Annotated in this window: 26 protein-coding genes and 3 pseudogenes; 17 read left to right on the top strand and 12 right to left on the bottom strand. The window is 68.8% G+C overall.

Annotated elements, in window-relative coordinates; translation table 11 throughout:
- Positions 1-261: 261 nt before the first annotated feature.
- Positions 262-1,041 (bottom strand): IclR family transcriptional regulator, encoded by a 780-nt coding sequence (locus ABD844_RS39920; RefSeq protein WP_344890316.1) that lies wholly within the window; start codon positions 1,039-1,041, stop codon positions 262-264.
- A 125-nt stretch (positions 1,042-1,166) separates the two neighbouring features.
- Here ABD844_RS39920 and ABD844_RS39925 point away from each other — a divergent pair, with 125 nt between their 5' ends.
- From ABD844_RS39925 to ABD844_RS39960, 8 genes are all read left to right on the top strand, one after another.
- A complete protein-coding gene (locus tag ABD844_RS39925; protein ID WP_344890319.1) occupies positions 1,167-2,141 on the top strand; it encodes an ABC transporter substrate-binding protein in 975 nt (324 codons plus the stop codon).
- The gene (locus ABD844_RS39930; protein WP_344890322.1) at positions 2,134-3,123 is read left to right on the top strand and encodes an ABC transporter substrate-binding protein; all 990 of its coding nucleotides are present in this window, start codon (positions 2,134-2,136) and stop codon (positions 3,121-3,123) included. The genes ABD844_RS39925 and ABD844_RS39930 overlap by 8 nt, the downstream gene beginning before the upstream one ends.
- A complete protein-coding gene (locus ABD844_RS39935) occupies positions 3,120-3,941 on the top strand; it encodes an ABC transporter permease (protein WP_344890325.1) in 822 nt (273 codons plus the stop codon). The genes ABD844_RS39930 and ABD844_RS39935 overlap by 4 nt, the downstream gene beginning before the upstream one ends.
- Positions 3,938-4,678: an ABC transporter ATP-binding protein gene (locus ABD844_RS39940; protein ID WP_344890328.1), complete on the top strand. Its 741-nt coding sequence runs from the start codon at positions 3,938-3,940 to the stop codon at positions 4,676-4,678. Before ABD844_RS39935 ends, ABD844_RS39940 begins: the two co-directional genes overlap by 4 nt.
- 135 nt (positions 4,679-4,813) lie before the next feature.
- On the top strand, positions 4,814-5,311 hold the full coding sequence (gene ssuE / locus ABD844_RS39945; protein ID WP_344890331.1) for an NADPH-dependent FMN reductase: 498 nt from the start codon (positions 4,814-4,816) through the stop codon (positions 5,309-5,311).
- Positions 5,308-6,126, top strand: coding sequence for an LLM class flavin-dependent oxidoreductase (locus ABD844_RS39950; protein ID WP_344890334.1), 819 nt, complete (start codon positions 5,308-5,310; stop codon positions 6,124-6,126). The genes ssuE and ABD844_RS39950 overlap by 4 nt, the downstream gene beginning before the upstream one ends.
- Positions 6,116-7,225, top strand: a complete 1,110-nt coding sequence (locus tag ABD844_RS39955) for an LLM class flavin-dependent oxidoreductase (protein WP_344890337.1) — start codon at positions 6,116-6,118, stop codon at positions 7,223-7,225. Before ABD844_RS39950 ends, ABD844_RS39955 begins: the two co-directional genes overlap by 11 nt.
- Positions 7,222-8,100: an ABC transporter substrate-binding protein gene (locus tag ABD844_RS39960; protein WP_344890340.1), complete on the top strand. Its 879-nt coding sequence runs from the start codon at positions 7,222-7,224 to the stop codon at positions 8,098-8,100. The genes ABD844_RS39955 and ABD844_RS39960 overlap by 4 nt, the downstream gene beginning before the upstream one ends.
- Before the next feature lie 62 nt (positions 8,101-8,162).
- On the opposite strand, the gene ABD844_RS39965 is transcribed toward ABD844_RS39960, so the two are convergent.
- The 6 genes and pseudogenes from ABD844_RS39965 to ABD844_RS39990 all read right to left on the bottom strand — a co-directional run.
- On the bottom strand, positions 8,163-9,305 hold the full coding sequence (locus ABD844_RS39965) for a sensor histidine kinase (protein WP_344890343.1): 1,143 nt from the start codon (positions 9,303-9,305) through the stop codon (positions 8,163-8,165).
- A 242-nt stretch (positions 9,306-9,547) separates the two neighbouring features.
- Positions 9,548-10,234 carry a GOLPH3/VPS74 family protein gene (locus ABD844_RS39970; RefSeq protein ID WP_344890346.1) on the bottom strand — a complete coding sequence of 229 codons (687 nt, stop codon included), beginning with the start codon at positions 10,232-10,234 and terminating at the stop codon, positions 9,548-9,550.
- 25 nt (positions 10,235-10,259) lie between these two features.
- Positions 10,260-11,702: an alpha/beta hydrolase gene (locus ABD844_RS39975; protein ID WP_344890349.1), complete on the bottom strand. Its 1,443-nt coding sequence runs from the start codon at positions 11,700-11,702 to the stop codon at positions 10,260-10,262.
- A 55-nt stretch (positions 11,703-11,757) separates the two neighbouring features.
- Positions 11,758-12,477: an ABC transporter permease gene (locus ABD844_RS39980; RefSeq protein WP_344890352.1), complete on the bottom strand. Its 720-nt coding sequence runs from the start codon at positions 12,475-12,477 to the stop codon at positions 11,758-11,760.
- A gap of 36 nt (positions 12,478-12,513) precedes the next feature.
- Positions 12,514-13,398, bottom strand: coding sequence for an ABC transporter ATP-binding protein (locus ABD844_RS39985; protein WP_344890355.1), 885 nt, complete (start codon positions 13,396-13,398; stop codon positions 12,514-12,516).
- A gap of 184 nt (positions 13,399-13,582) precedes the next feature.
- Positions 13,583-13,783: pseudogene (locus tag ABD844_RS39990) on the bottom strand (IS256-like element IS6120 family transposase); the annotation flags it as partial.
- 201 nt (positions 13,784-13,984) lie between these two features.
- Between ABD844_RS39990 and ABD844_RS39995 the strand changes: the two are divergent.
- The 7 genes and pseudogenes from ABD844_RS39995 to ABD844_RS40025 form a co-directional block, all read left to right on the top strand.
- Complete coding sequence (locus ABD844_RS39995) at positions 13,985-14,860, top strand: alpha/beta fold hydrolase (protein WP_344890400.1); 876 nt, start codon at positions 13,985-13,987, stop codon at positions 14,858-14,860.
- Between the two features lie 451 nt (positions 14,861-15,311).
- Positions 15,312-15,584: a hypothetical protein gene (locus tag ABD844_RS40000; RefSeq protein WP_344890358.1), complete on the top strand. Its 273-nt coding sequence runs from the start codon at positions 15,312-15,314 to the stop codon at positions 15,582-15,584.
- Positions 15,585-15,843: 259 nt separating this feature from the next.
- Positions 15,844-16,440: a hypothetical protein gene (locus tag ABD844_RS40005; protein ID WP_344890361.1), complete on the top strand. Its 597-nt coding sequence runs from the start codon at positions 15,844-15,846 to the stop codon at positions 16,438-16,440.
- A 342-nt stretch (positions 16,441-16,782) separates the two neighbouring features.
- The gene (locus ABD844_RS40010; RefSeq protein ID WP_344890363.1) at positions 16,783-16,938 is read left to right on the top strand and encodes a hypothetical protein; all 156 of its coding nucleotides are present in this window, start codon (positions 16,783-16,785) and stop codon (positions 16,936-16,938) included.
- A gap of 265 nt (positions 16,939-17,203) precedes the next feature.
- The gene (locus ABD844_RS40015; RefSeq protein ID WP_344890366.1) at positions 17,204-17,617 is read left to right on the top strand and encodes an MFS transporter; all 414 of its coding nucleotides are present in this window, start codon (positions 17,204-17,206) and stop codon (positions 17,615-17,617) included.
- 5 nt (positions 17,618-17,622) lie between these two features.
- Complete coding sequence (locus tag ABD844_RS40020) at positions 17,623-18,435, top strand: MFS transporter (RefSeq protein WP_344890403.1); 813 nt, start codon at positions 17,623-17,625, stop codon at positions 18,433-18,435.
- 66 nt (positions 18,436-18,501) lie between these two features.
- A pseudogene (locus ABD844_RS40025) lies at positions 18,502-18,972 on the top strand (transposase family protein); the annotation flags it as partial.
- Between the two features lie 64 nt (positions 18,973-19,036).
- Here ABD844_RS40025 and ABD844_RS40030 read toward each other — a convergent pair.
- From ABD844_RS40030 to ABD844_RS40045, 4 genes and pseudogenes are all read right to left on the bottom strand, one after another.
- Positions 19,037-19,150: pseudogene (locus tag ABD844_RS40030) on the bottom strand (acyl-CoA dehydrogenase family protein); the annotation flags it as partial.
- 108 nt (positions 19,151-19,258) lie between these two features.
- Positions 19,259-20,200, bottom strand: a complete 942-nt coding sequence (locus ABD844_RS40035; protein WP_344890369.1) for an aminoglycoside phosphotransferase family protein — start codon at positions 20,198-20,200, stop codon at positions 19,259-19,261.
- A 295-nt stretch (positions 20,201-20,495) separates the two neighbouring features.
- Positions 20,496-21,827: an alpha/beta fold hydrolase gene (locus ABD844_RS40040; protein WP_344890372.1), complete on the bottom strand. Its 1,332-nt coding sequence runs from the start codon at positions 21,825-21,827 to the stop codon at positions 20,496-20,498.
- Positions 21,828-21,890: 63 nt separating this feature from the next.
- Positions 21,891-22,193 (bottom strand): hypothetical protein, encoded by a 303-nt coding sequence (locus ABD844_RS40045; RefSeq protein WP_344890375.1) that lies wholly within the window; start codon positions 22,191-22,193, stop codon positions 21,891-21,893.
- A 539-nt stretch (positions 22,194-22,732) separates the two neighbouring features.
- On the opposite strand from ABD844_RS40045, the gene ABD844_RS40050 reads away from it, so the two are divergent.
- Positions 22,733-22,915 (top strand): hypothetical protein, encoded by a 183-nt coding sequence (locus tag ABD844_RS40050; RefSeq protein ID WP_344890378.1) that lies wholly within the window; start codon positions 22,733-22,735, stop codon positions 22,913-22,915.
- Here ABD844_RS40050 and ABD844_RS40055 read toward each other — a convergent pair.
- Positions 22,899-23,255 carry a hypothetical protein gene (locus tag ABD844_RS40055; protein ID WP_344890381.1) on the bottom strand — a complete coding sequence of 119 codons (357 nt, stop codon included), beginning with the start codon at positions 23,253-23,255 and terminating at the stop codon, positions 22,899-22,901. The two genes, ABD844_RS40050 and ABD844_RS40055, sit on opposite strands and share 17 nt — an antisense overlap.
- Before the next feature lie 193 nt (positions 23,256-23,448).
- Between ABD844_RS40055 and ABD844_RS40060 the strand changes: the two genes are divergently transcribed.
- Positions 23,449-23,742, top strand: a complete 294-nt coding sequence (locus ABD844_RS40060) for a transposase (protein ID WP_344890385.1) — start codon at positions 23,449-23,451, stop codon at positions 23,740-23,742.
- Positions 23,743-23,746 lie beyond the last annotated feature (4 nt).

Here is a 23,746-nt window from a genome sequence, read left to right on the forward strand (position 1 = left end):
CGATCGCCTCCCGCCTGTTGGCAGCCGCCCTCAGGGTATGGGCAGGATTGGCCACGTCGGCATCAATCGACCGGTTCGGCATATTCTGACGCGCATGTCCAACCGCCGCCCCAGACACGAGTGATCGGGTACTTCCTCACCCACGCGGGCACGGTACGCATAGTCGCGTAGGACCACCTGTCGTACCGGGGGCAGGCGATCACCCCCGCTGCCCGCGCGGACGTGCCGCACCTCTACAAGCACGTCGAAGCCGCAGCCTCCTCACTCCGAGGCGGAGGTGCGCAGCCGGCGCTCGGCGGGCGGGATCAGCAGCACCTCCAGCGCGCGTGCGCAGGCCCGCGCGTGCGTGACGAACCAGTCGATCCGCGCGTCGCTCATGACCAGCGGCGTGGAGCGCACGGCCAGCGCGTAACGCACGTGGCCCTGCCGGTCGAGCACCGGCACCGCGACCGTGCGGACTCCGTCGCCCGACTCCCCGTCGTTGAGCGCGTACCCGGCCTCGCGTACGCGGTCCAGTTCGGCGCGGAGTTCGCCGTGGTTCACGATCGTGCGGCCGGTCAGCGCCCGCAGGGGCCCGAGCGATTCCAGGTCCGCCCTGCCCTCCGGGTCCCAGGCCAGCAGGACCTTGCCCAGCGCCGTGGAGTGCAGCGGGCGGCGCAGGCCGATGCCGCTGTCGGGGTTGAGCGAGCCGCCGCTCAGGATGACCGCGTGCCTGTCGCCGCGGACGGCCAGGTCCACGGTGGCGGAGGTGATCCGGGCCAGCTCGGCCAGTTCGGGCGCGATGCGGTGCAGGCCGCGCCGGTGGAAGGAGAGCTGCCCCAGCTCGGTGATCGACGGCCCGAGGCGGTAGCGGCCCGTGCGCGTCTCTTGTTCCAGGAAGCCGGCGATGGCCAGCGTCCTGGCCAGGCGGTGTGTGGTCGAGGTGGACAGCCCCGTCCTGCGCGAGAGGTCGGACAGGCTGAGCGAGGCGTCCCCGCCGCCGAAGCAGTCGAGCATGCCGATCGCCCTGCGTACGGACTGCACGCCGTCTTCTGCTGCCATACGGGAAACTCCGCCATTCGAGTAGGGAGGGCTGGGGCCAGCTCAGAGCCGGTTCTGCCGAGAGTGTTTCCCGCATCGCGGGACATTCTTTGCATTTCCTACCAATTTACTAGCAAACTGCGTGCATGACCACAGCCGCGCTCGACACCGTCTGGTTCACCCGCTGTCCCGTACCCACCGCGACGGGCATCGCGGCCGACCTGGGCTGGCTGGCCGGAGAGTTCGCCGCCGACGGAATCGAGGTCAGATCCCTGCAGGACGGCGGCCCCGGCGTCCGCCGCGAGACGCACTACACCCACGCCCTGACCGGTCTGTTCCGCGAAGGCGGCAACGTACCCGCGCTCTGGGCGCGCTCGCGCGGCGAGGCCACCCGCCTGATCGGGCTGACCTGGATCGAGGAGCGGCAGGCCATCCTGGTCCGCGCCGACACCGCCCTGGAGCACCCCGAGCAGCTCAAAGGCCTGCGCCTGGCCGTGCCCCGGCACCGCATCGCCATCGACTTCTGGCGGGCCATGGCCCTGCGCGGCTTCCACGGGGCGCTGGGGCTGGCCGGGCTCGGCCTCGGCGACGCCGTGCCGGTGGAGGTCGAGGCCGCGCCGGGCGGCGGCCAATGGGAGACGGAGCTGGCCGCGCTGGCCGCCGGCAAGGTGGACGCGGTCTACGTCAAGGGCGCGCTCGCCGTCGAGGCCGCCCTGCGCCATGGCGCGGAGGTCGGCATCGACCTCGACGCCGTGCCGGATCGGCGGGCGCGGGTGAACAACGGCACCCCACGGCCGATCACCGTGCACCAGGGCCTGCTCGACGAGCACCCTGACGTGGTCATCCGCTTCCTCGGCGTCCTGCTGCGGGCGGCCGACTGGGCCGCCGACCATCCGGCGGAGGTCGTCAGGATCCTCGGCGCCGAGACCGGCGCGGGCGCGGCCGCCGTGGCCGCCGCCTACGTCCCCGGCGCCTCGCTCCACCTGGACCTGTCACCCGAACGCCTCGACCTGCTGGCCGAGCAGGAGCACTTCCTGCGCGGCCACCGATTCCTCGAATCGCCCGTGGACATCGCGGCCTGGGCCGATCACACCCCGCTCCAAGGAGTCACCCATGCGTAAGCTGCTGCTCGCCGTCCCTCTCGTCCTCCTGGCCGCGGCCTGCGGTGGCGGCACCAGCGCCACCGCCGCCCAGGAGCAGGTGGTCGTCCGGATCTCGGACCCGGGCAACAGCGGCTTCCTCGCCGTCGCCAAGAAGGACGGCAGCCTGGACGCCGCCCTGGCCAAGGTCAACGCCAAGGTCAAGTGGGTGGGCGACTTCTCCGTCTTCGCCCCCGCCGCCCAGGCCATCAACGCCGGCTCGCTCGACGTCGCGACCGGCTCGATCACCGCCGGCGTCACCGCGCTGGCCGTCAAGCCCAGCTTCAAGATCTTCGCCACGGTGCCGCCCGACCTCCCCGGCGAGGGGATCGTGGTCAAGAACGGCTCGCCGATCAAGTCGGTGGCCGACCTGGCCGGGCGCAGCGTGGCGGTCGGGCACGGCGGCACCAGTGAGTACCTGCTGCTCAAGGCGCTGCAGACGTTCAAGGTACCGGTGGACGCGGTCAAGCGCGTCTACCTGAACCCGCCGCAGACCGCGCCGGTCTTCGGCTCGGGCAAGGTGGACGCCTGGTCGACGTTCTCCACCTACCTCATCCCCGCCGTCACCGACCTGGACGCCCGGATCCTGGCCGACGGCGAAGCCATCAAGTCGGACAACTACGTGATCTACGTGGCCGCCAACAAGCTGCTCGACGAGCATCCCGAGGTGGTCAAGACGCTGTTCGAGTACATCAAGGAGGGCAGCACGAAGGAGATCGCCGACCCGGAGGCGTACCTGAACGTCTTCACCCAGGCGGGCCCGCAGGCCGTGCAGGGCGCGCAGAAGGACCTGGTGGTCGACCTCCAGAAGCAGGGCAAGCCCGCCCAAGCGGTCACCGCCACAGAGATCGCGAAATATCAGGATGTCGCGAAGTTCTTCCTCGACCAGAAGGTGCTCACCGCGCCGCTGGACGTCGCTCCGCACGTCGTGGACGTGACGACCCTCGGGAACGCGAAGCAATGAGCGTGGCAGTGCAGGGGCTCGTCGCCCCGGACCCGCCCCGTGCCGCCGGACGCGCGCCCGCGCTGACGTTCGCGCTGCGGGCCGTCGGCCCCGTCCTGCTGCTGGCGGCCTGGTACGCGGCCACCGCCTCCGGTGTCCTCACCGAGGACGTCCTCGCCGGTCCCCAAGACGTCGTCACGACCTTCGGCGAGCTGTGGGCCGACGGGCAACTCCCTGAGGCGCTGCGCGTCTCCATCACCCGGGCCGGCCTCGGCCTGGTGCTGGGCGCCTCCACCGGCCTGCTGCTCGGCGTCGTCTCCGGTTTCACCCAGCTCGGCGAGGAACTCGTGGACTCCTCGATGCAGGCGCTGCGCGCCATCCCCTTCCTGGCGCTGACCTCGTTGTTCGTCGTCTGGTTCGGGATCGAGGAGGCCTCCAAGATCCTGCTGATCGGCGTGGCCTGCACCTTCCCCATGTACGTCAACGTCTCCAGCGGCGTGCGCAACGTGGACCGCAAGGTCGTCGAGGCGGCGCGCTCGTTCGGACTCGGCCGGCTCGCCATCGCGCGCGAGGTCGTGCTGCCGGGGGCGCTGCCGTCGGTCTTCGCCGGGCTGCGCCTGGCCACCACGCTCAGCGTGATCGCGCTCATCGCGGCCGAGGAGATCAACGTGACGGCCGGGCTCGGCTACCTGATGGCCCGCGCCACCGACTACCTGCGTACCGACATCCTGGCGCTGTGCGTGCTGCTGTACGCGGTGATCGGGCTGATGGCCGACCTGACGCTGCGGCTGATCGAACGGGTGACGATGCCCTGGCGCAGGGCGGTGAGCATCCGATGAGGCCGGAGTCGGCGGGCCTCGCCGTACGGACGAGAGGGCTGCGCAAGGTCTTCGGCGAGCGCGCCGTGCTCGACGGGGTGGACCTGGACGTGCGCCGTGGCGAGTTCCTCGCGCTGCTCGGCGCGAGCGGCACGGGCAAGACCACGCTGCTGCGCATCCTCGCCGGCCTGGACGCCGCCACCGGCGGAACCGTGCTCGTGCCGCCGGTGCGCACGGTCGTCTTCCAGGAGCCGCGGCTCGTCCCCTCCAAGCGCGCGCTCGCGAACGTGATCATCGGGCAAGGCCGCTCGGCCCGCGCCAAGGGGCTCGCGGCCCTGGCGGAGGTGGGACTGAGCCGGCACGCCGACGCCTGGCCCGCGACGCTGTCCGGTGGCGAGGCCCAGCGGGTGGCCCTGGCCAGGGCCCTGGTACGCGAGCCGGAGCTGCTCCTGCTGGACGAGCCGTTCGCCGCGCTCGACGCGCTCACCCGGCTGCACATGCAGGACCTGATCGCCGAGTTGTGCGCCCGGCACCGCCCGGCCGTGGTGCTGGTCACGCACGACGTGGAGGAGGCGATCCTGCTCGCGGACCGGATCGCGGTGCTGCGCGAGGGCAGGTTCGTCACGGACCTTCAGGTCGGTCTCGACCGGCCGCGCGACAGGACGGACGCCGGTTTCGTCGAGCTGCGCCGCCGGCTCCTCGCCGACCTCGGCGTCGACACCCACGCGGGCTCGACTCGCGAGGAGGTGCCGCGATGACCGCGCCGCCCCCGCGCCGACCCCGCGCTGCCCGCGACGGCGCGGCCGCCGTACCACGTGCCGCCGCCCTGGTTCCTCGAAGAGACGGGGCAGTCAGCCCGCCCGTTTCCGCCGAACTTCTAGGAAAGATCTGACATGACCGTCCTGTTCATCTCCGGCAGTCCTTCGGCCGGCTCCCGTACCGGCCGCCTGGTCGACCATCTGGCCGGGCGGCTGGACCGGCCGGCCACGGTCCTGCGCCTGCGAGATCTGCCCGCCGAACCCCTGTTGCACGGCGACGTCACGCATCCGGAGCTGGCGCGGGCCGCGCGCCTGGTGCGGGCGGCCGAGGTGATCGTCGTGGCCACGCCCATCTACAAGGCCGCCTACACGGGCCTGCTGAAGTCGTTCCTGGACGTGCTGCCGCAGGGCGCCTTCACCGGCAAGTCGGTGGTGCCCATCGCCACCGGCGGCACTGTGGCGCACCTGCTGGCCGTGGACTACGCGCTGCGGCCGGTGCTGAGCGTGCTCGGCGCGCGGCATGTCACGCGTGGCCTGTTCGTCCTGGACACCCAGATCGAGCCGCTGGCCGAGGAACTGCTTCCGCGCATCGACGCCCTGCTCGAAGAGGTGCCCCTGGCGGAGGTGGCATGATGACCCACCCCGAGACGCCCCCGCGCGGCGGCGGCCCCGCGACCTCCCGTTTCCACGTCGTCCTCCCCACCAGGAGCACCGCCGCGCCGGAACTGCCCGCGTTCGTCGCCGACGTGCGGCCCGCCCTGACCGATCCCGCCGGACGGACCGCCGTGGCCGCGGACCTGGCGGGGCTGGCGGGGGCGCTGGTGCCGTTCGACCCCGGCGGGCAGGAGTCCCTGACCGTGGCCGCGAACGCCCTGCGCCGGACCCGGCACCTGCGCGTGGTCGCCGGGTTCCACGCCGCGGCCGCCACCCCCGTCTACGTGGCCAAGCTCTCGGCCTCGCTGCAGCGCTTCGCCGCCGGCCGGCTGGGCTGGCGGCTCGCGGTGGACCTCGACGCGGACGCGGCCAGGGCGCAGGGCGACTTCCTGACCGGCCCCGACCGCTACGCCCGCGCCGACGAGTTCCTGACCGTCGCCAAGGGCGTCTGGCACGGCGGCCCGTTCGACTTCCGCGGTGAGTTCTACGAGGTCGCCGCGGGCGGCTTCGGCCCGCCGCTGTCGGCGCCGCCCTTCCCCGAGGTGCAGCTCTCCGGCACCTCTCCCGAGGCCCTCGCCCTGTCGCGGCGGCACGCGGACGTGCACGTCTTCGCCGAGGACGACGACCTGGACGCCCTCGTCCCCGAGCTGCCCGGCCTGCGCTACGGCGTTCACCTGGCCTCGCTCGACCGCGTGGCGGAGTACGCGGGGCGGAGCGTCACCGAGTTCTTCCTCCAGACCGAGGACGTCTACCACCTCGGCGAACACGTGAAGGAGCGCACCGTTGCCGGTTGACATCTACTGGCGCATCCACATGGAGGGCGACCAGCCGTCGCTGCGCCGCCGGGTCCGCAGCCGGGGCGGATTCGCTCCCCACGGCACCGCCCCCGGCATTCGGGACGGCCGGGACGACGGCTACACGCACGCCGACTACATGGCCGAGGTCGCGCGGGCGGCCGAGGAGTCCGGCTTCGTCGGCGGGCTGCTGCCGAACTTCCCGCACACCGACGACCCGTGGGCCGCCGCCGCGACGCTGGCCCGCGAGACCACGTCATACCGCTTCATGGTGGCCTTCCAGCCCGGGTTCCTGCACCCGGTGCAGGCGGCCCGGATGACGGCCACACTGCAACGGGCGACCGGCGGCCGGATCGTCTACAACGTCATCTCCGGCGGCGGCGGTCCCGCGCAGCTCTGGTGGGGCGACAAGGTGGACCACGACGACCGCTACGCGCGCACTTCGGAGTTCCTGGACGTGCTCAAGGGCGTCTGGCAGGGCGGGCACACCCATCATGGCCGCTTCTACCAGGTGGAGAACGCGGGGCTGCCGGCGGAACTGGCCGGGCAGCCGTTCCCGGAGATCTTCTTCTCCGGCTCCTCCCCCGCCGCCATCGACGCCGCCGGCCGTCACGCCGACTACTACCTGTCATGGCTGGAGCCGTTCGACGCGCTGGCGGCGAAGTTCGACGCCGTACGCGCGCACAGCGCCACGCCGCCCCGATTCGCCGTGCGCGTGGACGTGCTGGCCCGGGAAACCGAGGAGGAGGCGTGGGAGGAGATCCGGCAGGGCTGGCAGGCCAGGCCGCGCGACGACGACTCGGGCGGCGGTTCGGGCGGCGACTCCGTCGGCGTGCGGCGCAGCCGCTCCTTCCTCGCCGAGTCCGGTGACGACCCCCGCACCCTGGAGGTCGCCCCCAACGTGTGGGGCGGGTTCAGCCAGTTGCGCGACGGCCCCGCCTTCGGCCTGGTCGGCGACTACCACCAGGTCGCCGAACGCCTTGACCAACTCCTGGACCTCGGCGTGGACGCCTTCATCCTGGCCGGGATCCCCCATCTCGAAGAGGCCCGCCGCGTGGGCCGCCATGTACTGCCGCTACTGAAAGGACGCACCTCATGACCACCCGAGTCGGCTACTTCCCGCAGAACAACACCCTGTGGGTGGCCCGCCACCGCGACCTGCTGCCCGGCGTCGAGTGGGTGGACCTGAACGCGCTGGGCCGGGGCGCACCGGTCGATCCCACCAGGGCGCTCCCGTCCGCCCACAGCGACCACCTGTTCGACGGCGGGTACGACTTCATCGGCACCGGCTCCACTCCCCCGGTCACCGCCCAGGCCAAGGGGCACGACATCGTGTACGTGGCGATCTCGGAGCCACGGGTCGAGAACGGCCGCCTGGTGGTGCGGGACGACTCGCCGATCGGCACCGTGGCGGAGCTGAAGGGCAAGCGGGTGGCTCTCGGGCACGGCTCGTGGCAGACGACGCTCCTGCTTCTGGCCCTCGATCGCGCCGGGCTCGGGTGGGGCGACATCGTCCCCGTGGACGCCTACGGCAACGCCGCCGAACTGCTGGTGAACGGTGACGTGGACGCCTGGGTGGGCTCCTACCCGTACCTGACGCCGGTCGAGTCTCGTACCCGGACGCTCGTGGAGACCGACGGCCTGTTCAGCCACCGCTCGCTCTGGTTCACCCGCCGCGACTTCGCGGTGGAGCACCCCGACGAGCTGGCCAGAATCGTCACCGCGCTCCAGGAGGCCGACCGCTGGACCGCGGAGCACCCGCGCGAGGCGGCGGCCCTGTTCGACGGCGACCTCGACGCCTGGGAGCACGCGCTGCGCACCCGCCCCTGGGGGCTGCACCCGGTCAGCGAGGAGTTCGTCGCCGAGCAGCAGCACGCCGCCGACCTCTTCCACGCCAACGGGCTGATCGAGAAGGTCTCGGTCGCGGACGCCGTACTTCCCGAGATCGGCGAGCTGGTGCTGCGGACCCGCTGAACCGAGCAACGAGCGGCGGGCGGTTCAAGAGGTCGTCACTTCACGTGACAGGACCACGGCGATCATCGGTTCTGCTGTGCTTCGGAGCGTCGGTGCGGGAGTACCGCGGCTGTCAGGAACCGCCCGTCCTTCTGTTCGACCGTCAGTTCGCCGCCGTCGGCGGTGACGCGTTGTCCGAGCGCGGCCAAGCCCCGGAGCTCGGGCAGCGGTGCCTGCTGGGCGCCGTCGTTGACGATGGTGATGCTCGACTCCGACAGGGTGACCTGCACCCGCGTCGCTTGGGCGTGGCGCAGGATGTTGGTCGTGGTCTCGCGCAGCACCTGGCCGAGCAGTTCGCTCGCGCCCGGGTCGACGTCCGCTTCGCGGTCGATGCGCACGTCGATGCCCGCGGCCTCGAAGAGGTTCCTGGCGTTCTCCAGCTCGGCGGAGAGGTTGAGCCGCCGCTGTGCGTAGGCGAGCGCCTTGGTCTGCGTGATGGTGTCGCTGACCAGGGCATGGATCTCCCTCAGCTCCTGTTTGGCGCGTTCGGTGTCGCTGTCGACCAGTTTTTGGGCGAGCGCCGTTTTCAGCTTCACCACGTGCAGGGTGTGGCCCTGGATGTCGTGCAGGTCGCTGGCGAACCGGACGCGTTCGCGGATCACGGCCAGCTCCGCTTCCCGCTCCCGTGCCGCCTCCAGCTCGGTGACGACGTCGTAGAAGCGCTTGTTGGGGAATCTGAGCCCGATGATCGCCGCGGTGATGCCCGTGGGGATGAGGACGTACCGGAACAGGACGCCGGAAACGTCCTCGTGCGCCACCAGCAGCCTCGACGCGCCCACCGCGGCGACATAGACGGTCAGCGCGACGGCCCACATGACCCGGCGCCGCGACAGCTGGGGGATGACGAAAGCGCCTGCGGAGGCGACGGCGAAGAACACCGCACTGCCACCGGCCACCAGCACGGAGTAGGGCCACACGGCTGCGGTGACGATCAGGCAGGGCAGCGCGACGCGCAGGACGTCTCCCGCCGCCCACCGCACGAAGGACACCAGGGCCGCCACCACGCCCGCGCCCAGGACGAGGGCGTCCCACCAGGACCGGGCGTCCGTCGCCACCACCACCGCCCCGGCGACGACGAGCAGCGGGAGGAACATGGTGAGGTTGAGCTTGCGCAGCTGTCCCTGCGCCGGCTCGTTGTCCTCGGACACCGGGTGTGTCGGGCTCACGGGTCCTCACCTGGTTGCCGGACGGTCGGTTCGCGCCGTGGGACCGCGGCCATCCACACCGGGCGCACTGGTCTGGCATGGGTGGCTCTCCGGGATCGAACAGCAGCGCCTGCCCAGTATTCTGCCTGCTCCGTGGTGCCGCCAGTGACACCGCGTCATGCCTTCACTGCGGAGATGTCATGACGCGGTCGCACTGGCAGGTCGCATCGGGCGCGACGACGCCGTTCGGCATCGCGTGGAACTCAGGTGACCGCCGTGATCACGGCGACGCTGACGGCAGTGCTCGACGCGGCGATCGCCGCGGCGGTGCGCGCCACTGCGGCGTTCACGGCCGCGGCGCCCCAGCTGCCGTCCTCGAGCTCCTTCGCACGCTCGTGGACCTTGGCCGACCACGCGAGCGGCGGCCGGAGAGCCGGCAGGGTGCCACTTGACGAGAGCAGCGCGATCACCGCCGCGGTGCGGGCGTCGGGACTCTCGCCGTCTTCCAGTACGGCACGCACTTTCCGCCGGAGTTCCGCCTCGTGGCCGGTGTCCTCGGCCGGCAACCTGGTCGTACGGAACACGCCCAGCACCCGCCTGCTCTCACGACGGATGAGGCCACGCTCGACAAGCCGGTCGATCACCGGTTTCCACAGCCCACCGCCGATGGCGAGCAGGAGCGGCTGTACCCTCTGGGGTCGCTCGGCGACCTTCTCGTAGGCGGACTGAAGCAGGGGGTCCGAAAGTGGGCCGTCCCCGACCGCGATGACCTTGGGACCGTTCAACCCCGGGCGGCCTTCGTCCGTCTCGACCCTGCCGCGAAGGGCGAGTTCGACGAGTACGGCGCCGCCGAGGGTGTAGTGCAGGGTGCCGGCTCCGGCTATGGCCCCCGTCTCGTCGTCGAGCATCAGCAGCATCAGATCCTCGACGATCAGCATGTCGCTCTGCATGTTTCTCCCTACCTTCTCTCGGTGGTCAGGCCGGACACGCCACGTCCTGCCGTGGGCGCTCTCCCGTGACCAGGAACTCCGTCGCGATGTCGTTGGCGCACCGGTTCTGCATGAACAGGTACGCCAGGTGCCCGCCCTGGTCGGCGGTCACCATCCGGGCCCGGTCGCCGAAGGCCTTCCGCAGTTGCCGGGCACCGGCCAGCGGCGTCGCCGGGTCACGGAGGTTCTGCAGGATGAGTACGTTCGACGGCCCCCGATCGGTGATCTGCACCGGTGGCTCGGACGGCTCGGACGGCCAGAACGCGCACGGCGTGATGTTGGCCCCGGCCGCGCCGAACATCGGGAAGCGGACCCGGTCGATCGCGACGTTGCGCTGGTAGGTCCGGACCGACTCCGGCCAGTCGGAGTCGTTGCAGATCACGTGCAGTTGGCTGGCCAGCATGTTCTCCACGTTCGGAGGACCGGGCGGCGGCGCCGGCAACGGGCCGCCGGTGTCGAGCGCCCGCCAGAACTCGGCCAGCCACGGCATTCTCCTGTCGTAGTAGAGCTCGGCGAACGTGATCTCGCGGAACAGCACGCCGTTGAAGCCCTCCGGGCTCGGTTTCGCGTCCAGCCGCGCGGCGATGTCGAAGTACTTCGCCCGCACCTGTTTCGGCGTCCGGCCCAGGCCGTACTCAGGATGTGCGGCGGCGAACTTCGCGAAGTCCGGGAACCGGTCCTCGACGCCCCGGCTCAACATCCTCGTGAAGGAGGCGTCCCAGCCGCCGGGGCCCGTCGCGCTGTCGAGCAGAACCCGGTCGCTGCGCTGCGGGAACAGCGTGGTGTAAACCGAACCGAGGTAGGTGCCGTAGGAGATGCCGAAGTAGGAGACCTTCGACTCGCCCAGCGCCTCCCGGATCCGGTCCATGTCGCGGGCGGTGTTCGCCGTGGTGATGTACGGCAGCATCGACGCCGTCGCCGACGAGCCGCACCGCTGGGCGATGCCGGCCACGTACTCGGCCTGCGCTGCGACGTCGGCCGCGTTACGCGCGAACTTGGGGATGTTGCTCGCCAGTTGCTCCGGCTTCAGGCCACAGGTCACCGGGGTGCTGTGGCCGACACCCCGCGGGTCCATCCCGATCACGTCATAGCTGTCCAGCACGCTGCGCGGCAGCCCCAGATCCCGCAGGATGGCCGGGAAGGCCAGCCCCGCCCCGCCTGGCCCGCCGCTGTTCGTCAGCAGCACGCCGCGGCGCTTGTCCGGGCTGGGGACGGCCAGGCGCGAGACCGCGATCTCGATCGTCTTCCCGCCGGGGTCGCGGTAGTCCAGCGGAACGTCGAGCGTCGCGCACTCCAGGCCGGCCCCGGTGACATCCTCCGGGCACCTGCCCCAGCTCAAGGTGTCCGATGCCGTCGCCGCCGGCACTCCCGTCGGGGGCAGCGCCGCCATCACCGCGGCAGCGAGAACGATTATGATGGATTTCCGCATCCTGATTTCTCCTCAGAACATGACGAACGGCGCTGTTGGACGACGGACCCGGACGTCATCGGCGCGGCTCCCAGCGGAAGATCCGGGAAGCCACCGCGACGGCGACGACCACCCAGCTCAGCGTGGGTGCCAGCAGAATCAGCGAGTCACCGATCGGTACGCCGCCGTTCCAGGCGTTGACGACCAGTTCGGCGGCCGAGCCGCCGGGAAGCAGCCGCTTGAGCAGCGTGAGGTCCTCGGTGCCGGCGATCCCCACCCAACTGGCCACGACGATGGTGCCGATGGCGATGGGCAGCGTGGTCACCTGGGCGTGCTCCGGGGAGTTGGTCACTCCCGCGGTGGCCAGTGCCAGCCCCAGCATCATGATCATCGTCGCGACGACGGCCGCTGCCAGGAGAATTACGTTGTCCGGCGCACCCGTGACCACGGCCAGCGCGGTCATGATCACGGCGACCTGTACCAGCGAGATGACGGTGACCGGGAGCAGCAGCCCCGAGAGGATGCCGGTGTCGCCCGCCGCGGTGGAGCGCAGCCGCTTGAGGAAGAGGTTCTGCCGGCGCGAGGCCAGCGTGGTCACCGTGGTGGTGTAGAGCGTGAACGCCGCCACCGTGAACAGCACCACCGCCGCGATGTATCCGAGACTGCCCAGAGCCGCGAACACCTCGTGCTGATAGATGAAGGACGCGCTGACCACCGCGGGCATGACGAGGCAGGTGACCAGAACCAGCCGGTTCCGGAAGATCTGGACCAGCTCACTGAGAGCGATCGAGAGCATGGCGAAGGTCCTTTTCTTGGAAATTCAGGGAGTGAGCTAGTCACTGCCGAGCGCACGGAAGACATCGTCGAGCCGGGTCGGTCCGGCTTGGAGGTCCCGCAGTTCCACCGCGTGGTCCTGGGCCCAGTGGAGCAGGGTGTGCAGGTCCTTCTGCAGGCCGAAGGTCTCGATGAGGTACTTCCCGTCACCCTCGCGCCTGGCCTGCAGCGGTAGCGCGGGTGCGGGGGCCGGCAGGGCGAAGCGGATGGCGGCGGGCAGGGTGCGCGTCAGTTCGGAGACAGTTCCTTCCCGGTGGAAGGTGCCTTTGTGCATGAGCCCGATGCGGTCGGCGCGCTGCTGAGCCTCTTCCAGGTAGTGCGTGGTGAGAACAATGGTGGATCCGTCTTCACGCAGCCGGTCCACCGCGTCCCACAGATCGTCCCGGGACTGGATGTCCAGGCCGGTGGTGGGCTCGTCCAGGAAGATCAGCTCAGGCGCTCCGTACACGGCGGTGGCGAAGTCCAGACGCCGCTTCTCGCCGCCGGAGAGCTGGGACACCTTGGTGCCGGCCTTGCGGGTGAGGTCGACGATGCCGAGCACGCGTTCGACCGTGTCGATGCGCTGGGTGAGGTTTCCGATCAGCCGGAGCGATTCGCGCACCGTCAGATCCGGCGAGAATCCGCTCTCCTGCAGCATGATGCCCATCCGGGGCCGCACCGCCCGCCGGTCGCGCGGGCTCTGCCCGAAAACCCGCACGGTGCCCGAGGTGGGTGTGCGGTGGCCTTCGACGGTCTCCAGGGTCGAGGTCTTCCCCGCCCCGTTCGTGCCGAGCAGAGCGTAGAACTCCCCGCGCCGCACCTGGAAGGACAGGTCCTGCACGGCGTGGAAGTCGCCGTAGGTGAGATTCAGACGGTCGACGTCGATGACTGGTGTCGAGGACATACCGTCGATCTCAGCCGTCGCCGCGCGGATCTGCCAGTGCGACCATGTCATGACCCCGCCATGACGTCCTTGGCGTGAACGCATGACGTGGTGTCACTGGTGCCGCCACGGGACGGGAAGAATACTGGCGGACTCTGCCGTTCGTTCGGTGGTGCGCATTCTGCCGGCGGCCGACGAGCAATGGTCAAGACCTGTGGATCATGAATTCCTGGGCGGCTGTGGGGACGGGTGATTCAGCGGGGCGTTCGACGAGCTTGCCGTCGATGAAGAGGGCCCCGGCGCGGTCGAGGGCGACCAGGTGGGCGCCGTTGACCGCTCGCCAACGCCTCTGCACGAACTCGATCAGTTTGAAGGCCATGGCCAGGCCGGCGGCACGGGAGCCGGGGAGGAGATGGGAGGGATGATCTGCCCGCGCCGGGGTAAGTGGGGTGGTGGTCGCCAGTGCCGCCGACATGCCGCCCGCGGCCACTCGGCGGGTCGAGGTCGGTCACCCGGCTGGTCGACGGCAAGGGAGATCCATCGTTGACTCCGGCCGCGAGTTTCGACAGGACAGGACGGTCCTCGAGTTTCGAGGGGGTTCGTGGCCATGTTCGATCGATTCGAAGAGTTCGACATCTCGACCGCGGGTGCGTCGATCCACGGACGCCGGGGCGGCAGCGGACCGCCTCTGCTGCTCCTGCACGGCATCCCGGAAACGCATCTGATGTGGCATCGGGTAGCGCCCCGCCTCGCCGAGCGCTACACCGTCGTCGCCACCGATCTGCGCGGGTACGGCGACAGCGGAAAGCCACCCAGTACCGCCGACCATGAGCCCTACAGCATGCGCGCGATCGGCCGTGACCAGCTCGAGGTCATGCAGCAGCTAGGCTACGACCGGTTCAGCGTCGTGGGACACGATCGCGGGGCACGCTGCGGTTACCGCCTCGCGTTGGATCACCCGGATGCCGTTCTCCGCCTCGCGGTCATGGACGTCGTCCCCGTCGGCGACGCTTACAACCGCGCCGACGGGAACTTCAGCCTCCTCTACTGGCAATGGTCCTTCCTCGCCGCGCCGGAACCGGTACCGGAACAGTTCATCAACGCGGCGCCGGCCAACCTGGTCGACTTCATGCTCAACTCGTGGTCCGAGGTGAAGGACGCTTTCCCGGCCGAAGTACGCGGCGAGTACGTCAAGAAGTTCAGCAGCCCCGATACCGTGCACGCCATCTGCGAGGAGTTCCGCGCATCCCCGACGCTGGACTACCAGCACGACGAGGCGGATCGCGGGAAACGCAAGATCTCCTGCCCCGTGCTCTTCCTCTGGAGCCGCCGCGGCGCGGTCGCGAAACTCTATGACGACCCGCTCGCGATATGGCAGGAGTGGGCCGACGACGTTCGCGGCGGCCCGGTGCCGGTGGGTCACTTCATCCCGGAAGAGGCGCCCGAGGAGACCACCCGCCAGTTGCTGAGTTTCCTGCAGTAGCGCGGCGACGTCCCGGGGACTCACCGGCCGCCTCAGATCGATCTGCAGGTCAAGCGCCCTGCGACGGCTTCTGAAGCGGTACATCTGTCACGCGCCGACGCAACACCGCGAGCTGATGACGCAGGACCAGGACCTGCGCGTCCTTCGACCGCTACGAGCAAGCCAACAGCACCGGCCAAACCCGGGAGCCGGATGAAGATCAGATAAAGCAGACGCAGCGCCAGCTTCTGCGCCTTGGGTCAGGCCCGCCGTAGCGGAGGCCGACTGCTGTGGCGGGTGCAGGCAGGGCTCCGTCCGTACTGGCTGCGCGACCTGGACGACGGATCCTGGCTCGCGGTGAACCCCGTGGTCGGCCTGCACAAGTTACGTAAGGCCCGGCTGCGCGAAGACGCCCGCCAGGGCCGGCCCCTCGACCCCGACCCGGGTCAAGCTCCTGGCCACCCTGCGCATCGTGCGCCGCTCGGTCACCGACCAGCCAGCCTTTCCGCCTTCGCCCCACGCCACCTTCTGGACGCGCACCGTCCACCAGGCCGGCCAGCCTCCCAATCGCAACCCGCCCGCCGACGCCGCAGCCACCCCCGAGCCGTCAAACGCACCCGACGAAGCAACTACAGGGAACGCCGCGGCCACCGACAAGGGCATCCGGCACGCAGGACCGCCCACCGGCGCGCTCTTGCCGCGGGCAACCTCGAACCAAAGCGTGATCGTTAACCAACGGCATTGACACGGCCAATAGAGAACGATTTGTCGATCGGAAACTCAAACGTCCAGCCGGGCCGCCCAACCAACTCTGGCAAGCGGCCCGAGTCCTCGCATACGCCCTTTATTCACTGAAGCGTAATTCCCACCCTCACAAGCAGCGCAGTGTTCATATCATGGCCGGGCCGGGGTCGACACCTGGCCACGATCAATCCTCATGATTACCCGGTAAGTTTTCACGTCTGAGCCTCGGATGTTTCATGCGATATATCGTCAGATCGCTGATGGCGTTCACCGCCACGATCATGCTCATCATCGGAATCGCGCCCAGCGCGTCGGCAGCGGTGAACCACTACCCAATAATCGGCCTACCGAACGTGCAAAGCGCCAACAACGGCGTGTCTTGGTTCACCCAGGCCGGTCGGTGCCACCACCAGAGCAAGTTCACGATCGCGGCCGGCGGTGTCGGGACCGGCGGCGGGAGTACGTCGGACCTGTGGGTCTACGGCAAAATGTTGTCCGGATACCCACGGGCGGCCAACGGCAAGCCCAACTGCCGGGTGTCGGTGGATGTCGAGTTGTACGACTGGACCCGCAACACCTTCGACCAAATCAGCGTCATCATGGAGCCCTATCCAGACCCTGACAGCGAATCCATCACGTATACGGATAACTTCAACCTGTTCACCGCCCGGAAGTTGGGCGACTACATCAGGTACAAAGGGCTGACGCTGATGGGAATCACGGTGAACGTCACTGACCTCAGTAACTCCCTCTGGAGGACCACGTACACCGGCAAGTGGTACGACACCCGCATGTGCTTGGGCGGTCCGCGGGAGCGCTGGGACTGCGGGCATTGGATGAAGGGAACCCTCCCTTAACCAACCTTGGACAACAGGCCTTCGTCCCGTCGGCGGTGGCCTGTTGTCGTTCTGATGCTGATTAACCTGGCCAGGTTTGCAGCACGGCTGATTCGTCTACAACGCCGGGTGACCAGAACTTTCGGCCACCGGACGCTTTGCAGGGAAACGTTCAGACCATGCGTACTGGGCACTCAAGGTGAAGAAGATATCCGTCACGAGTGGCTTCTGTACTTGCAGCACATAGTAAAGGGCCGCCTCCGGTAACCGGAGACGACCTTCCATCTGGATGGGGCTACTTGGCCAAGTGAGTTGTTGTCAGTAACCGAAGATCACGTTGTGTGATGGCGGCAGGGTCCAATCGTGCTCGCGGTAGAGCAGGACCAGTGCCGCTTGGGTGATCTTCCCGATGCGCCACGGGTCGAGACTGACCCGGCGCAGGGCCTTGAACGTGACGATGAGCAGGGCGTTGGCGCGTTCTCCGACGTGAAGCCTCTGATTTGTGAAGTTGATCTCTAGTCAAGACCACTTCTATCAGGGGCTTTACGTATGTCGACCACCGGGCCGCGGCATACCGAGACAATCGAGCCCTACGCAGAGCGGCGAACAGTTGCAGACGACAGCTCATTGCCTGCAAGTTCGCGCCGGCCAGGTCCGCTGTGACCGACTCAGCGCCTATCAGTGCAGCACCGTTTGCACCATCCTCCGCGTTCAGGCAGCGCGCACCATCCACCTCAGCCTTCAGACTGAGATCGGAATGGCTCGCTGTGAACGTGGAGGATATATGACGACGGAGTCGACGAAGTGGCGTGGTGTGGCCGTGGTGGGTGCGCTCATGCTGGGCGCGTTCGCCTTCAATACCACCGAGAATTTGCCGATCGGCATTCTCAACTTGATGTCCGACGACCTGGGCCAGTCGTTGTCGGCCATCGGGCTCCTGGTGTCCGGCTATGGCCTGACCGTGGCCCTCGTCTCGGTGCCGATCGCCACGATGACCCGCTCGGTCCCCCGTCGGTTAGTCCTCTGCGTCCTGCTGGCCACGCTGTTCCTCGCGAGCGTCGTGGCGGCCCTGGTCTCCTCGTACTGGGTGCTGCTGGCCAGCCGATTGGTCACTGCGATGGCCCAGGCGCTGTTCTGGGCGGTGATGGGGCCGTCGCGGTCGGCCTGTTTCCCCCGCGCGTCCGCGGGCGCGTCATAGGAGCGCTGTCCGTGGGCGGTTCGCTCGCCCTCGTCCTCGGGGTGCCCGGCGGCACCTGGCTGGGCCAGCATGCCGGCTGGCCGGTTCCGTTCCTGGTGGTCGGCGCGCTGGCCATCCCCTCCTTCATCGTGATCGCCACTGTGCTGCCGACGTCCCGCCCAGAAGCAGGCCACGCCGTGCGCGGCGTGGTGCCGGACACCCGCCGGTTCGCGGTCGTGCTGACCGTCACCGGCCTCACGGTCACCGGCGTCTTCGCCGGGTACACCTACATCTCCACGTTCGTGGTGGACGAAGCTGGGTTCAGCGAGTCCTCCGTCAGCACCCTGCTCCTGGTCCTCGGCATCACCGGCATCGTCGGCGTCGCGGTGTACGGACGGCTCCTCGACCGCTTTCCCCGCGCGACCCTCACGCTCCCCGTGACGACGCAGGCGGTGGCGCTGCTCGGCCTGTCCGCCGCGGGCGAGTCGCAGACTCTGGCAGTGATCATGATCGTGTTCCTCGGCGCCTCGCTGGGGCCCATCTTCATGGCCACACAGAGCCAGGTCATGCACTTCGCACCGGGCCGCACGGAAACAGCCATCGCCGCGAACGGCGCCGCCTACAACCTGGGCGTGGCCGCAGGCGCCCTCGCCGGCAGCCTGCTGCTCCCCCTCATCGGCGTGCGCGGCACCTTTCTGGTCGGCGGCCTGATGACAGCCGCCGCACTGCTGCTCCTCCTTGAGGAGCAACTTCTGTCCCTGGGCCGCAAAGAACGGTGCACCGACACCCTCGAGAAGGCGCAGGGAAGGCACGAAACGGATTCTCTCTCGCAGGGGTAGCTCGAACGTTGCACATTTGATCGCAAGGTAGGTCCGGACGTCGCGAGGTTCGCGTGGCCTGGGCAGTTGTGGTGGTCAGGAAAGCACAAGCATCACGGCGGCAACATCCAGGTCATCTCCGCTCCCGACGGCTGGCCCCTGTGGGTCTCCGACGTCCGGCCCGGCCGCGAACCCGACATGACCTGCGCCCGCCACCACAGCACCATCACCGCCCTGGCCGCCGTCCGCGCCAACCTGCCGAGCCTGGCCGACCTGGGCTACGAAGGCGCCGCCGACATCATCCACGTCCCGATCAAGAAGAAGGCCGGCCAGCACAAGCTCAGCAACGATCAGCACACCTACAACAAGCTCCTGAAAGGCCTGCGCGGAGTCGGAGAACGCGCCAACGCCCTGCTCACCGTCACGTTCAAGGCCCTGCGCCGGGTCAGTCTCGACCCGTGGCGCATCGGGAAGATCACCCAAGCGGCACTGGTCCTGCTCTACCGCGAGCACGATTGGACCCTGTCGCCATCACACAACGTGATCTTCGGTTACTGACAACAACTCAGTGTCTGCTGAGCACCAGGCGCTGGATCTGGTTGGTGCCCTCGAAGATTTCCTAGCGCATGTACCGCTCGACCCGGAACTCCCGCGTGTACCCGTACCCGCCCAGCACCTGCACCGCATCCGTGGTCACGCGCGTCGCCGTGTCCGTGGTGACCAGCTTGGCCACTGCATCAGTTCTGGCACCGGACACGCCCGCGCAGGGGACGGATCCACGCCTTCCTGAGGTCAGGCACCCATGACTGTTCGTCGCCGTTGCAACGATCACTCGAATCCGCCCTCACCACCGCTCGTGCAGCCAACGCAGCGATGCATGGGCAAGGGCCACCATCATGTCCAGCAGGTAGCGATCCGCCGACGGCCCCGCCGCCACGACCGTCTTGAACAAGAACCCGGCGTGCAGCACCAATAGGTCGTCGATCTGCCCGGGAGCGAGATGACGGGTAAGCCGATGGGCGTCGGCAAGCGGTTGCGGATCCACACCGCTCAGCCGCGCGCTCGACAACAACGTGACCACGTCACAGTACGGGGCACCCACCCACGCATGCGGCCAATCGACCACCACCACTCGATCCGGGCTCACCAAAACGTTGAACGGATACAGATCTCCGTGCAAAAGCGTGTCCCCAGCAAACGGCGACACCGCCGCCGCCTCCACCCCGACCAGCTCATCAAGGCGATCCACCGCCCACGGCGCCAGTACCGCCAAAGCATCGCGCTCACGGTGAGACGTCAACGCCTGCCACCCACCCAGCCGAGGCCGGGCGAGGATCCGCTCATCAATCGGAGACGGCGTGAGCAGTGCCACCAACTCGTCGGCCGTCTCCAAAACCCGCCGCAACTCCTCAACGCGCCATGGCTGCGCGGGGAGACGACCCTCGATCTCCTCGAACGCCAGAGCAACCCAGTCGCCGTCGTCATACACACCCAGCAAGCGCGGCACCGGCGCCTGCACCACAAGCCGCTCCGAGATCACCGCCTCCCGGCGATGAAACCCTGCCACCGCGGGCGCCCGCGCCGACTGCGCGGCCTTGACGAACACGCCCCTGCCATCGGCCAGCCGGACCCGGGCAGCCAACCCCTCCGAGAAGCCACCCGGCTGACTGACCGCGGCGACCACCTCGGCACCGAGCAGCCGCTCAACGCCCACGACCACCTCGGCGGGCAAGGCCGCCCACGCCAGCCTCCGCCCTCCGGTGGCACGCGGCATCTCCATGCGCATCCCATCACGATCTTCGGCCCATCCGGTACCGGCCATCTCTGCCCATTTCAGACGCGCGTACAGATCACGAACGCGATCGAGCCTACTCCCAACCCCAGGAAACGATCACACCCACGCCAGGGAACGATCTATCACCAGGGTTAAACCGACCAGGTCACGCCCACTCGTGAACACCTCGCTACTACGCCCTCAACAGCACCGATCACCGCACTCATGACGAGCAGAACGCGGCGATCGGCGGCTACGCCCTCGGCGCAATGCCCGCGCGCAACCGATGACCAGCTTCGCCGCCGGCTCACCCATCCGAAGCCGGACCAGTTGCCCGGCCGAGATCGTGTGACGGGCCACCGGTGCGGTCAGCCACCGCCGGTGTGGCGAACGGGACCGTGTCGGGCTTGCAGGTGGCTCCCTCGGCGGGAAGCGTACCGTCCGTCAGATAGCGGGAGGCCGCCTCCACCACGCAGGTGGACTGCTGAGCGGCCACGTGCCCCCACCCCTCGTTGACCAGGAGACGGCTGTTGCGCAGCATCCCATGCACGCGCTGCGCCGACCAGAGCGGGGTCGCCGGATCGAACCTGCTGTTCACGATGAGCACGGGTTCGCCGGTGCGGGCGGTCCACGGACCCTCGTACCTGATCTTGTTCGCGCTGCGCCATGGCACGCATGGGCTCGTCTCGTAGACTCGCAGCGCGCCGAACGGGCCTGCGCGCCCGTCGCGCTCGGCCGCGAGCCGCGTCAGGGCCCCGACAGTCCCGGGACCGTCCGTCTCTGCACAGGTCACCGCGTGGTAGGCGGGCATGATCGGCGAGGTGTACGGCGGGATGCCGATCCCGGCCTGCTGGAATGTGACGATCTCGGCCGCGAGGGCAGCCGCCGCCTCACCAGACGGATCCTTGATCGCCTTGCCGACCTCCTTCAGAAACGGCGCGCCGCCGCCCTGGACGTTCCAGAACACCGGCTGGTACAGCCACTGCCCGGTCCACGTGACCACGTAAGAGTAGGTGAGCGGCACCGTCTTGCCATCGCTGCCCCTGAGCAGCACCGGCCCCTTGCGCAGTACGTCCAGGATGCGCTCGAACGCCGCCGCCGGGTCACCGTCACCGAACGCGCAACGTTCGCCGCCCGCCGCCTTGCAGAGCCGGAAGAACTCCTCCAGCGTCTGCCTGCTGGCGATGTCGCTGCCGATGCGGCTTGACGGCGTGGTACCCGGCTCGCCCGCGTCGCGCCGCCCGGGGTCGACGACGCTGTCGAAGACGAACCGGCCAGTCCTGCTTGTGAACATGTTTGCGTAGATCATGCCGAGGTAGGTGCCGTACGACTGGCCCAAGTAGTTCAGCCGCTCCTCACCCAAGGCCGCGCGAACCACGTCAAGGTCGCGTGCCATCGCGACGCTGGTGAGGTGATCGAGCAACGTGCCGCTCCGCTCACGGCACAGGCTCGCGTACCTGGCGTCCGCCGCAGCCCGCTTACGCCGCTCCGCCACGGTCACCGGCACATTCGACACGCCACGGGCGAGCGCCGCCGCCTCCGCCGCGTCCTCGAAGCATCGTACGGCCGGCACACTGTGCCCGATACCTCGCGGATCGACACCAACGATGTCGTACCTGGCCAGCACATCGGCGGTCACCGGGCTGGGTAGCGTGCCCCCGGCGACGCCACTCAGGTAGTCGACGGCCGAGTAGCCAGGACCTCACCGGTTCACCACCAGGGAACCCAGCCGCCTGGCCGGATCCTTGGCAGGGATCCTGGCCAGGGCCAGCGTCACCGACCGCCCGTTCGGGCGAGCGTAGTCGAGCGGCACCGCCACACTGGCGCACTGCAACTGCGGCACATCAGCGCACGCCTTCCACTTAAGCTCCGGCACCCGAACCCCGGCCACTCCCCCGGCGACAGCCTGGACCGACAGCGGCTCAGCGGCGGCCGCACCCGGCGGCACAGCACACACGACCATTCCCAGCAATCCCAGCAGCGCTCCGGAAACATGCCATCGCATGATCAACTCTCCCCAATCCGTGTGGCGGGCGCGACCCACGGCACCCGCGACCGATCTTTCCGAAGAGCGAGGACAGCGCGGCAGTAGCCGATGTCATCAACGCAGATGACATCTGTCATACGATCCCGCAAAACTCGTCGCGCCCGGCGAGAACTCAGAAGACGGCGATCGGGGGGAGCATGGGGATCTTGTGGAGTAGGCCGGTCTGGTGGTCCCGTGCGGGTGGGTCGGCCTCGACCTCGACGAGTTATTGGGCCTGGGGGGCGACGCTGGATCGTCAGCCACGAGAAGCGGGTGCGCAGGCGGCGTGCGAACTTGTCGTCGGCGTCGCTTTCCTCGACTTGGGCAATGATGGCTCTTCGAAGTTGCGCGGGGTTCAGGCAGTTGCGGCTCTTTTCGTGTGGTGGCGCAGGGGGTGCGGATTCGGGGGGAACCGTAGGCGTCACGGGCGACGGTCTTGATCACGCGGTTGGTGCCCTCGGAGCCGGCCGCTGCTGCCCGGCAGTCCCGCCTGCGCGGTGCTGGGCACCAGCCGCCGGATGTCGACCTCGTTCGACGGCATGCTGCAGGTTCCCCTTGACACGCTGCCGGACGAGGACGCTCTGACCTTGCTCATGCACCTGCTGGGCAAAGAGTGCATCACCCGCCGAACGCTGGTCGCCGACAACCGGCCGGTCGGCGACTACGCGATCACGGCTGGGGTCGTCAGCAGCCCTTGGTGATGCGGACCAATCGGCCACCGGCCCCGAAGTCCCACCGCTTCTTGCCCTTGGTGCCGCCGTTGGTCTTCATGCACTTGGTGTAGTTGGAACCGGTCGCGTCGCGGAAGTGCAGCTTGGCGCTCTGCCTGACGGTGCAGTGGTTGTTGAAGTAGACGGTCGCGCTGGAGATGCCTTCGCCCCACGAGTAGTTGACGTACCTGCGGGCCGAGTTGGAGCAGCGGTGGCTGTCTCGGTTCACGGCCTCCGGGGAGGTCCCAGCGGACGTGGCGGCGTGAGCCGCGGTCGCGGGCAGCGCCAGGGACGTGCCCAGGAGCGACACGACAAGGATCGTTTTCATCATGGGTGGGTACTTTGCTCACCTGTGCTGAAGCAGCGCTGAAATGTCGCTGAATTCGCTTCGGCGCGATGTTCGGTCCGGCACCCATTTACTCCCGGAACGGTAAGCGATCTCCTGGATGACCTCTTTTGAGGTGCCCAACAGATTCCGGACAGTCGGCTACATAAGCTGATAGAAGTCTGGAAGAGGTAGGTACGTGACGAGGCGTCGCAGGCAGTTCTCGCCGGAGTTCAAGGAAGAAGCCGTCCGCATGGTGCTGGAGGGCGAGCGGACGGTCGCGTCGGTGGCGCGGGAGTTCGACATCAACGCCAGCACTCTGGGCAGTTGGGTGAACCGGCATCGGGTCGTGAGCGCGCAGGAGGAGCGGCAGCCGGTCTCCGGGCCGGAGCGGGCGCGGATCCGGGAGCTGGAACGGGAGAACGCCGAGCTGCGCGAGAAGTTGATCTTCTTGAAAAAAGCAGCCGCCTTCTTCGCGTCCGAGACTCGATGACGCT

Origin of the sequence: Nonomuraea antimicrobica (assembly GCF_039536965.1) — a bacterium.
Lineage (GTDB): Bacteria > Actinomycetota > Actinomycetes > Streptosporangiales > Streptosporangiaceae > Nonomuraea > Nonomuraea antimicrobica.

Coding starts and splice junctions, on each gene's coding strand:
- ABD844_RS39920 (WP_344890316.1), bottom strand. CDS start 1,041: ATGGCAGCAGAAGACGGCGTGCAGTCCGTACGCAGGGCGATCGGCATG.
- ABD844_RS39925 (WP_344890319.1), top strand. CDS start 1,167: ATGACCACAGCCGCGCTCGACACCGTCTGGTTCACCCGCTGTCCCGTA.
- ABD844_RS39930 (WP_344890322.1), top strand. CDS start 2,134: ATGCGTAAGCTGCTGCTCGCCGTCCCTCTCGTCCTCCTGGCCGCGGCC.
- ABD844_RS39935 (WP_344890325.1), top strand. CDS start 3,120: ATGAGCGTGGCAGTGCAGGGGCTCGTCGCCCCGGACCCGCCCCGTGCC.
- ABD844_RS39940 (WP_344890328.1), top strand. CDS start 3,938: ATGAGGCCGGAGTCGGCGGGCCTCGCCGTACGGACGAGAGGGCTGCGC.
- ssuE (WP_344890331.1), top strand. CDS start 4,814: ATGACCGTCCTGTTCATCTCCGGCAGTCCTTCGGCCGGCTCCCGTACC.
- ABD844_RS39950 (WP_344890334.1), top strand. CDS start 5,308: ATGATGACCCACCCCGAGACGCCCCCGCGCGGCGGCGGCCCCGCGACC.
- ABD844_RS39960 (WP_344890340.1), top strand. CDS start 7,222: ATGACCACCCGAGTCGGCTACTTCCCGCAGAACAACACCCTGTGGGTG.
- ABD844_RS39970 (WP_344890346.1), bottom strand. CDS start 10,234: ATGCAGAGCGACATGCTGATCGTCGAGGATCTGATGCTGCTGATGCTC.
- ABD844_RS39975 (WP_344890349.1), bottom strand. CDS start 11,702: ATGCGGAAATCCATCATAATCGTTCTCGCTGCCGCGGTGATGGCGGCG.
- ABD844_RS39980 (WP_344890352.1), bottom strand. CDS start 12,477: ATGCTCTCGATCGCTCTCAGTGAGCTGGTCCAGATCTTCCGGAACCGG.
- ABD844_RS39985 (WP_344890355.1), bottom strand. CDS start 13,398: ATGTCCTCGACACCAGTCATCGACGTCGACCGTCTGAATCTCACCTAC.
- ABD844_RS39995 (WP_344890400.1), top strand. CDS start 13,985: ATGTTCGATCGATTCGAAGAGTTCGACATCTCGACCGCGGGTGCGTCG.
- ABD844_RS40005 (WP_344890361.1), top strand. CDS start 15,844: ATGGCGTTCACCGCCACGATCATGCTCATCATCGGAATCGCGCCCAGC.
- ABD844_RS40015 (WP_344890366.1), top strand. CDS start 17,204: ATGACGACGGAGTCGACGAAGTGGCGTGGTGTGGCCGTGGTGGGTGCG.
- ABD844_RS40035 (WP_344890369.1), bottom strand. CDS start 20,200: ATGCGCATGGAGATGCCGCGTGCCACCGGAGGGCGGAGGCTGGCGTGG.
- ABD844_RS40045 (WP_344890375.1), bottom strand. CDS start 22,193: ATGCGATGGCATGTTTCCGGAGCGCTGCTGGGATTGCTGGGAATGGTC.
- ABD844_RS40050 (WP_344890378.1), top strand. CDS start 22,733: ATGTCGACCTCGTTCGACGGCATGCTGCAGGTTCCCCTTGACACGCTG.
- ABD844_RS40055 (WP_344890381.1), bottom strand. CDS start 23,255: ATGATGAAAACGATCCTTGTCGTGTCGCTCCTGGGCACGTCCCTGGCG.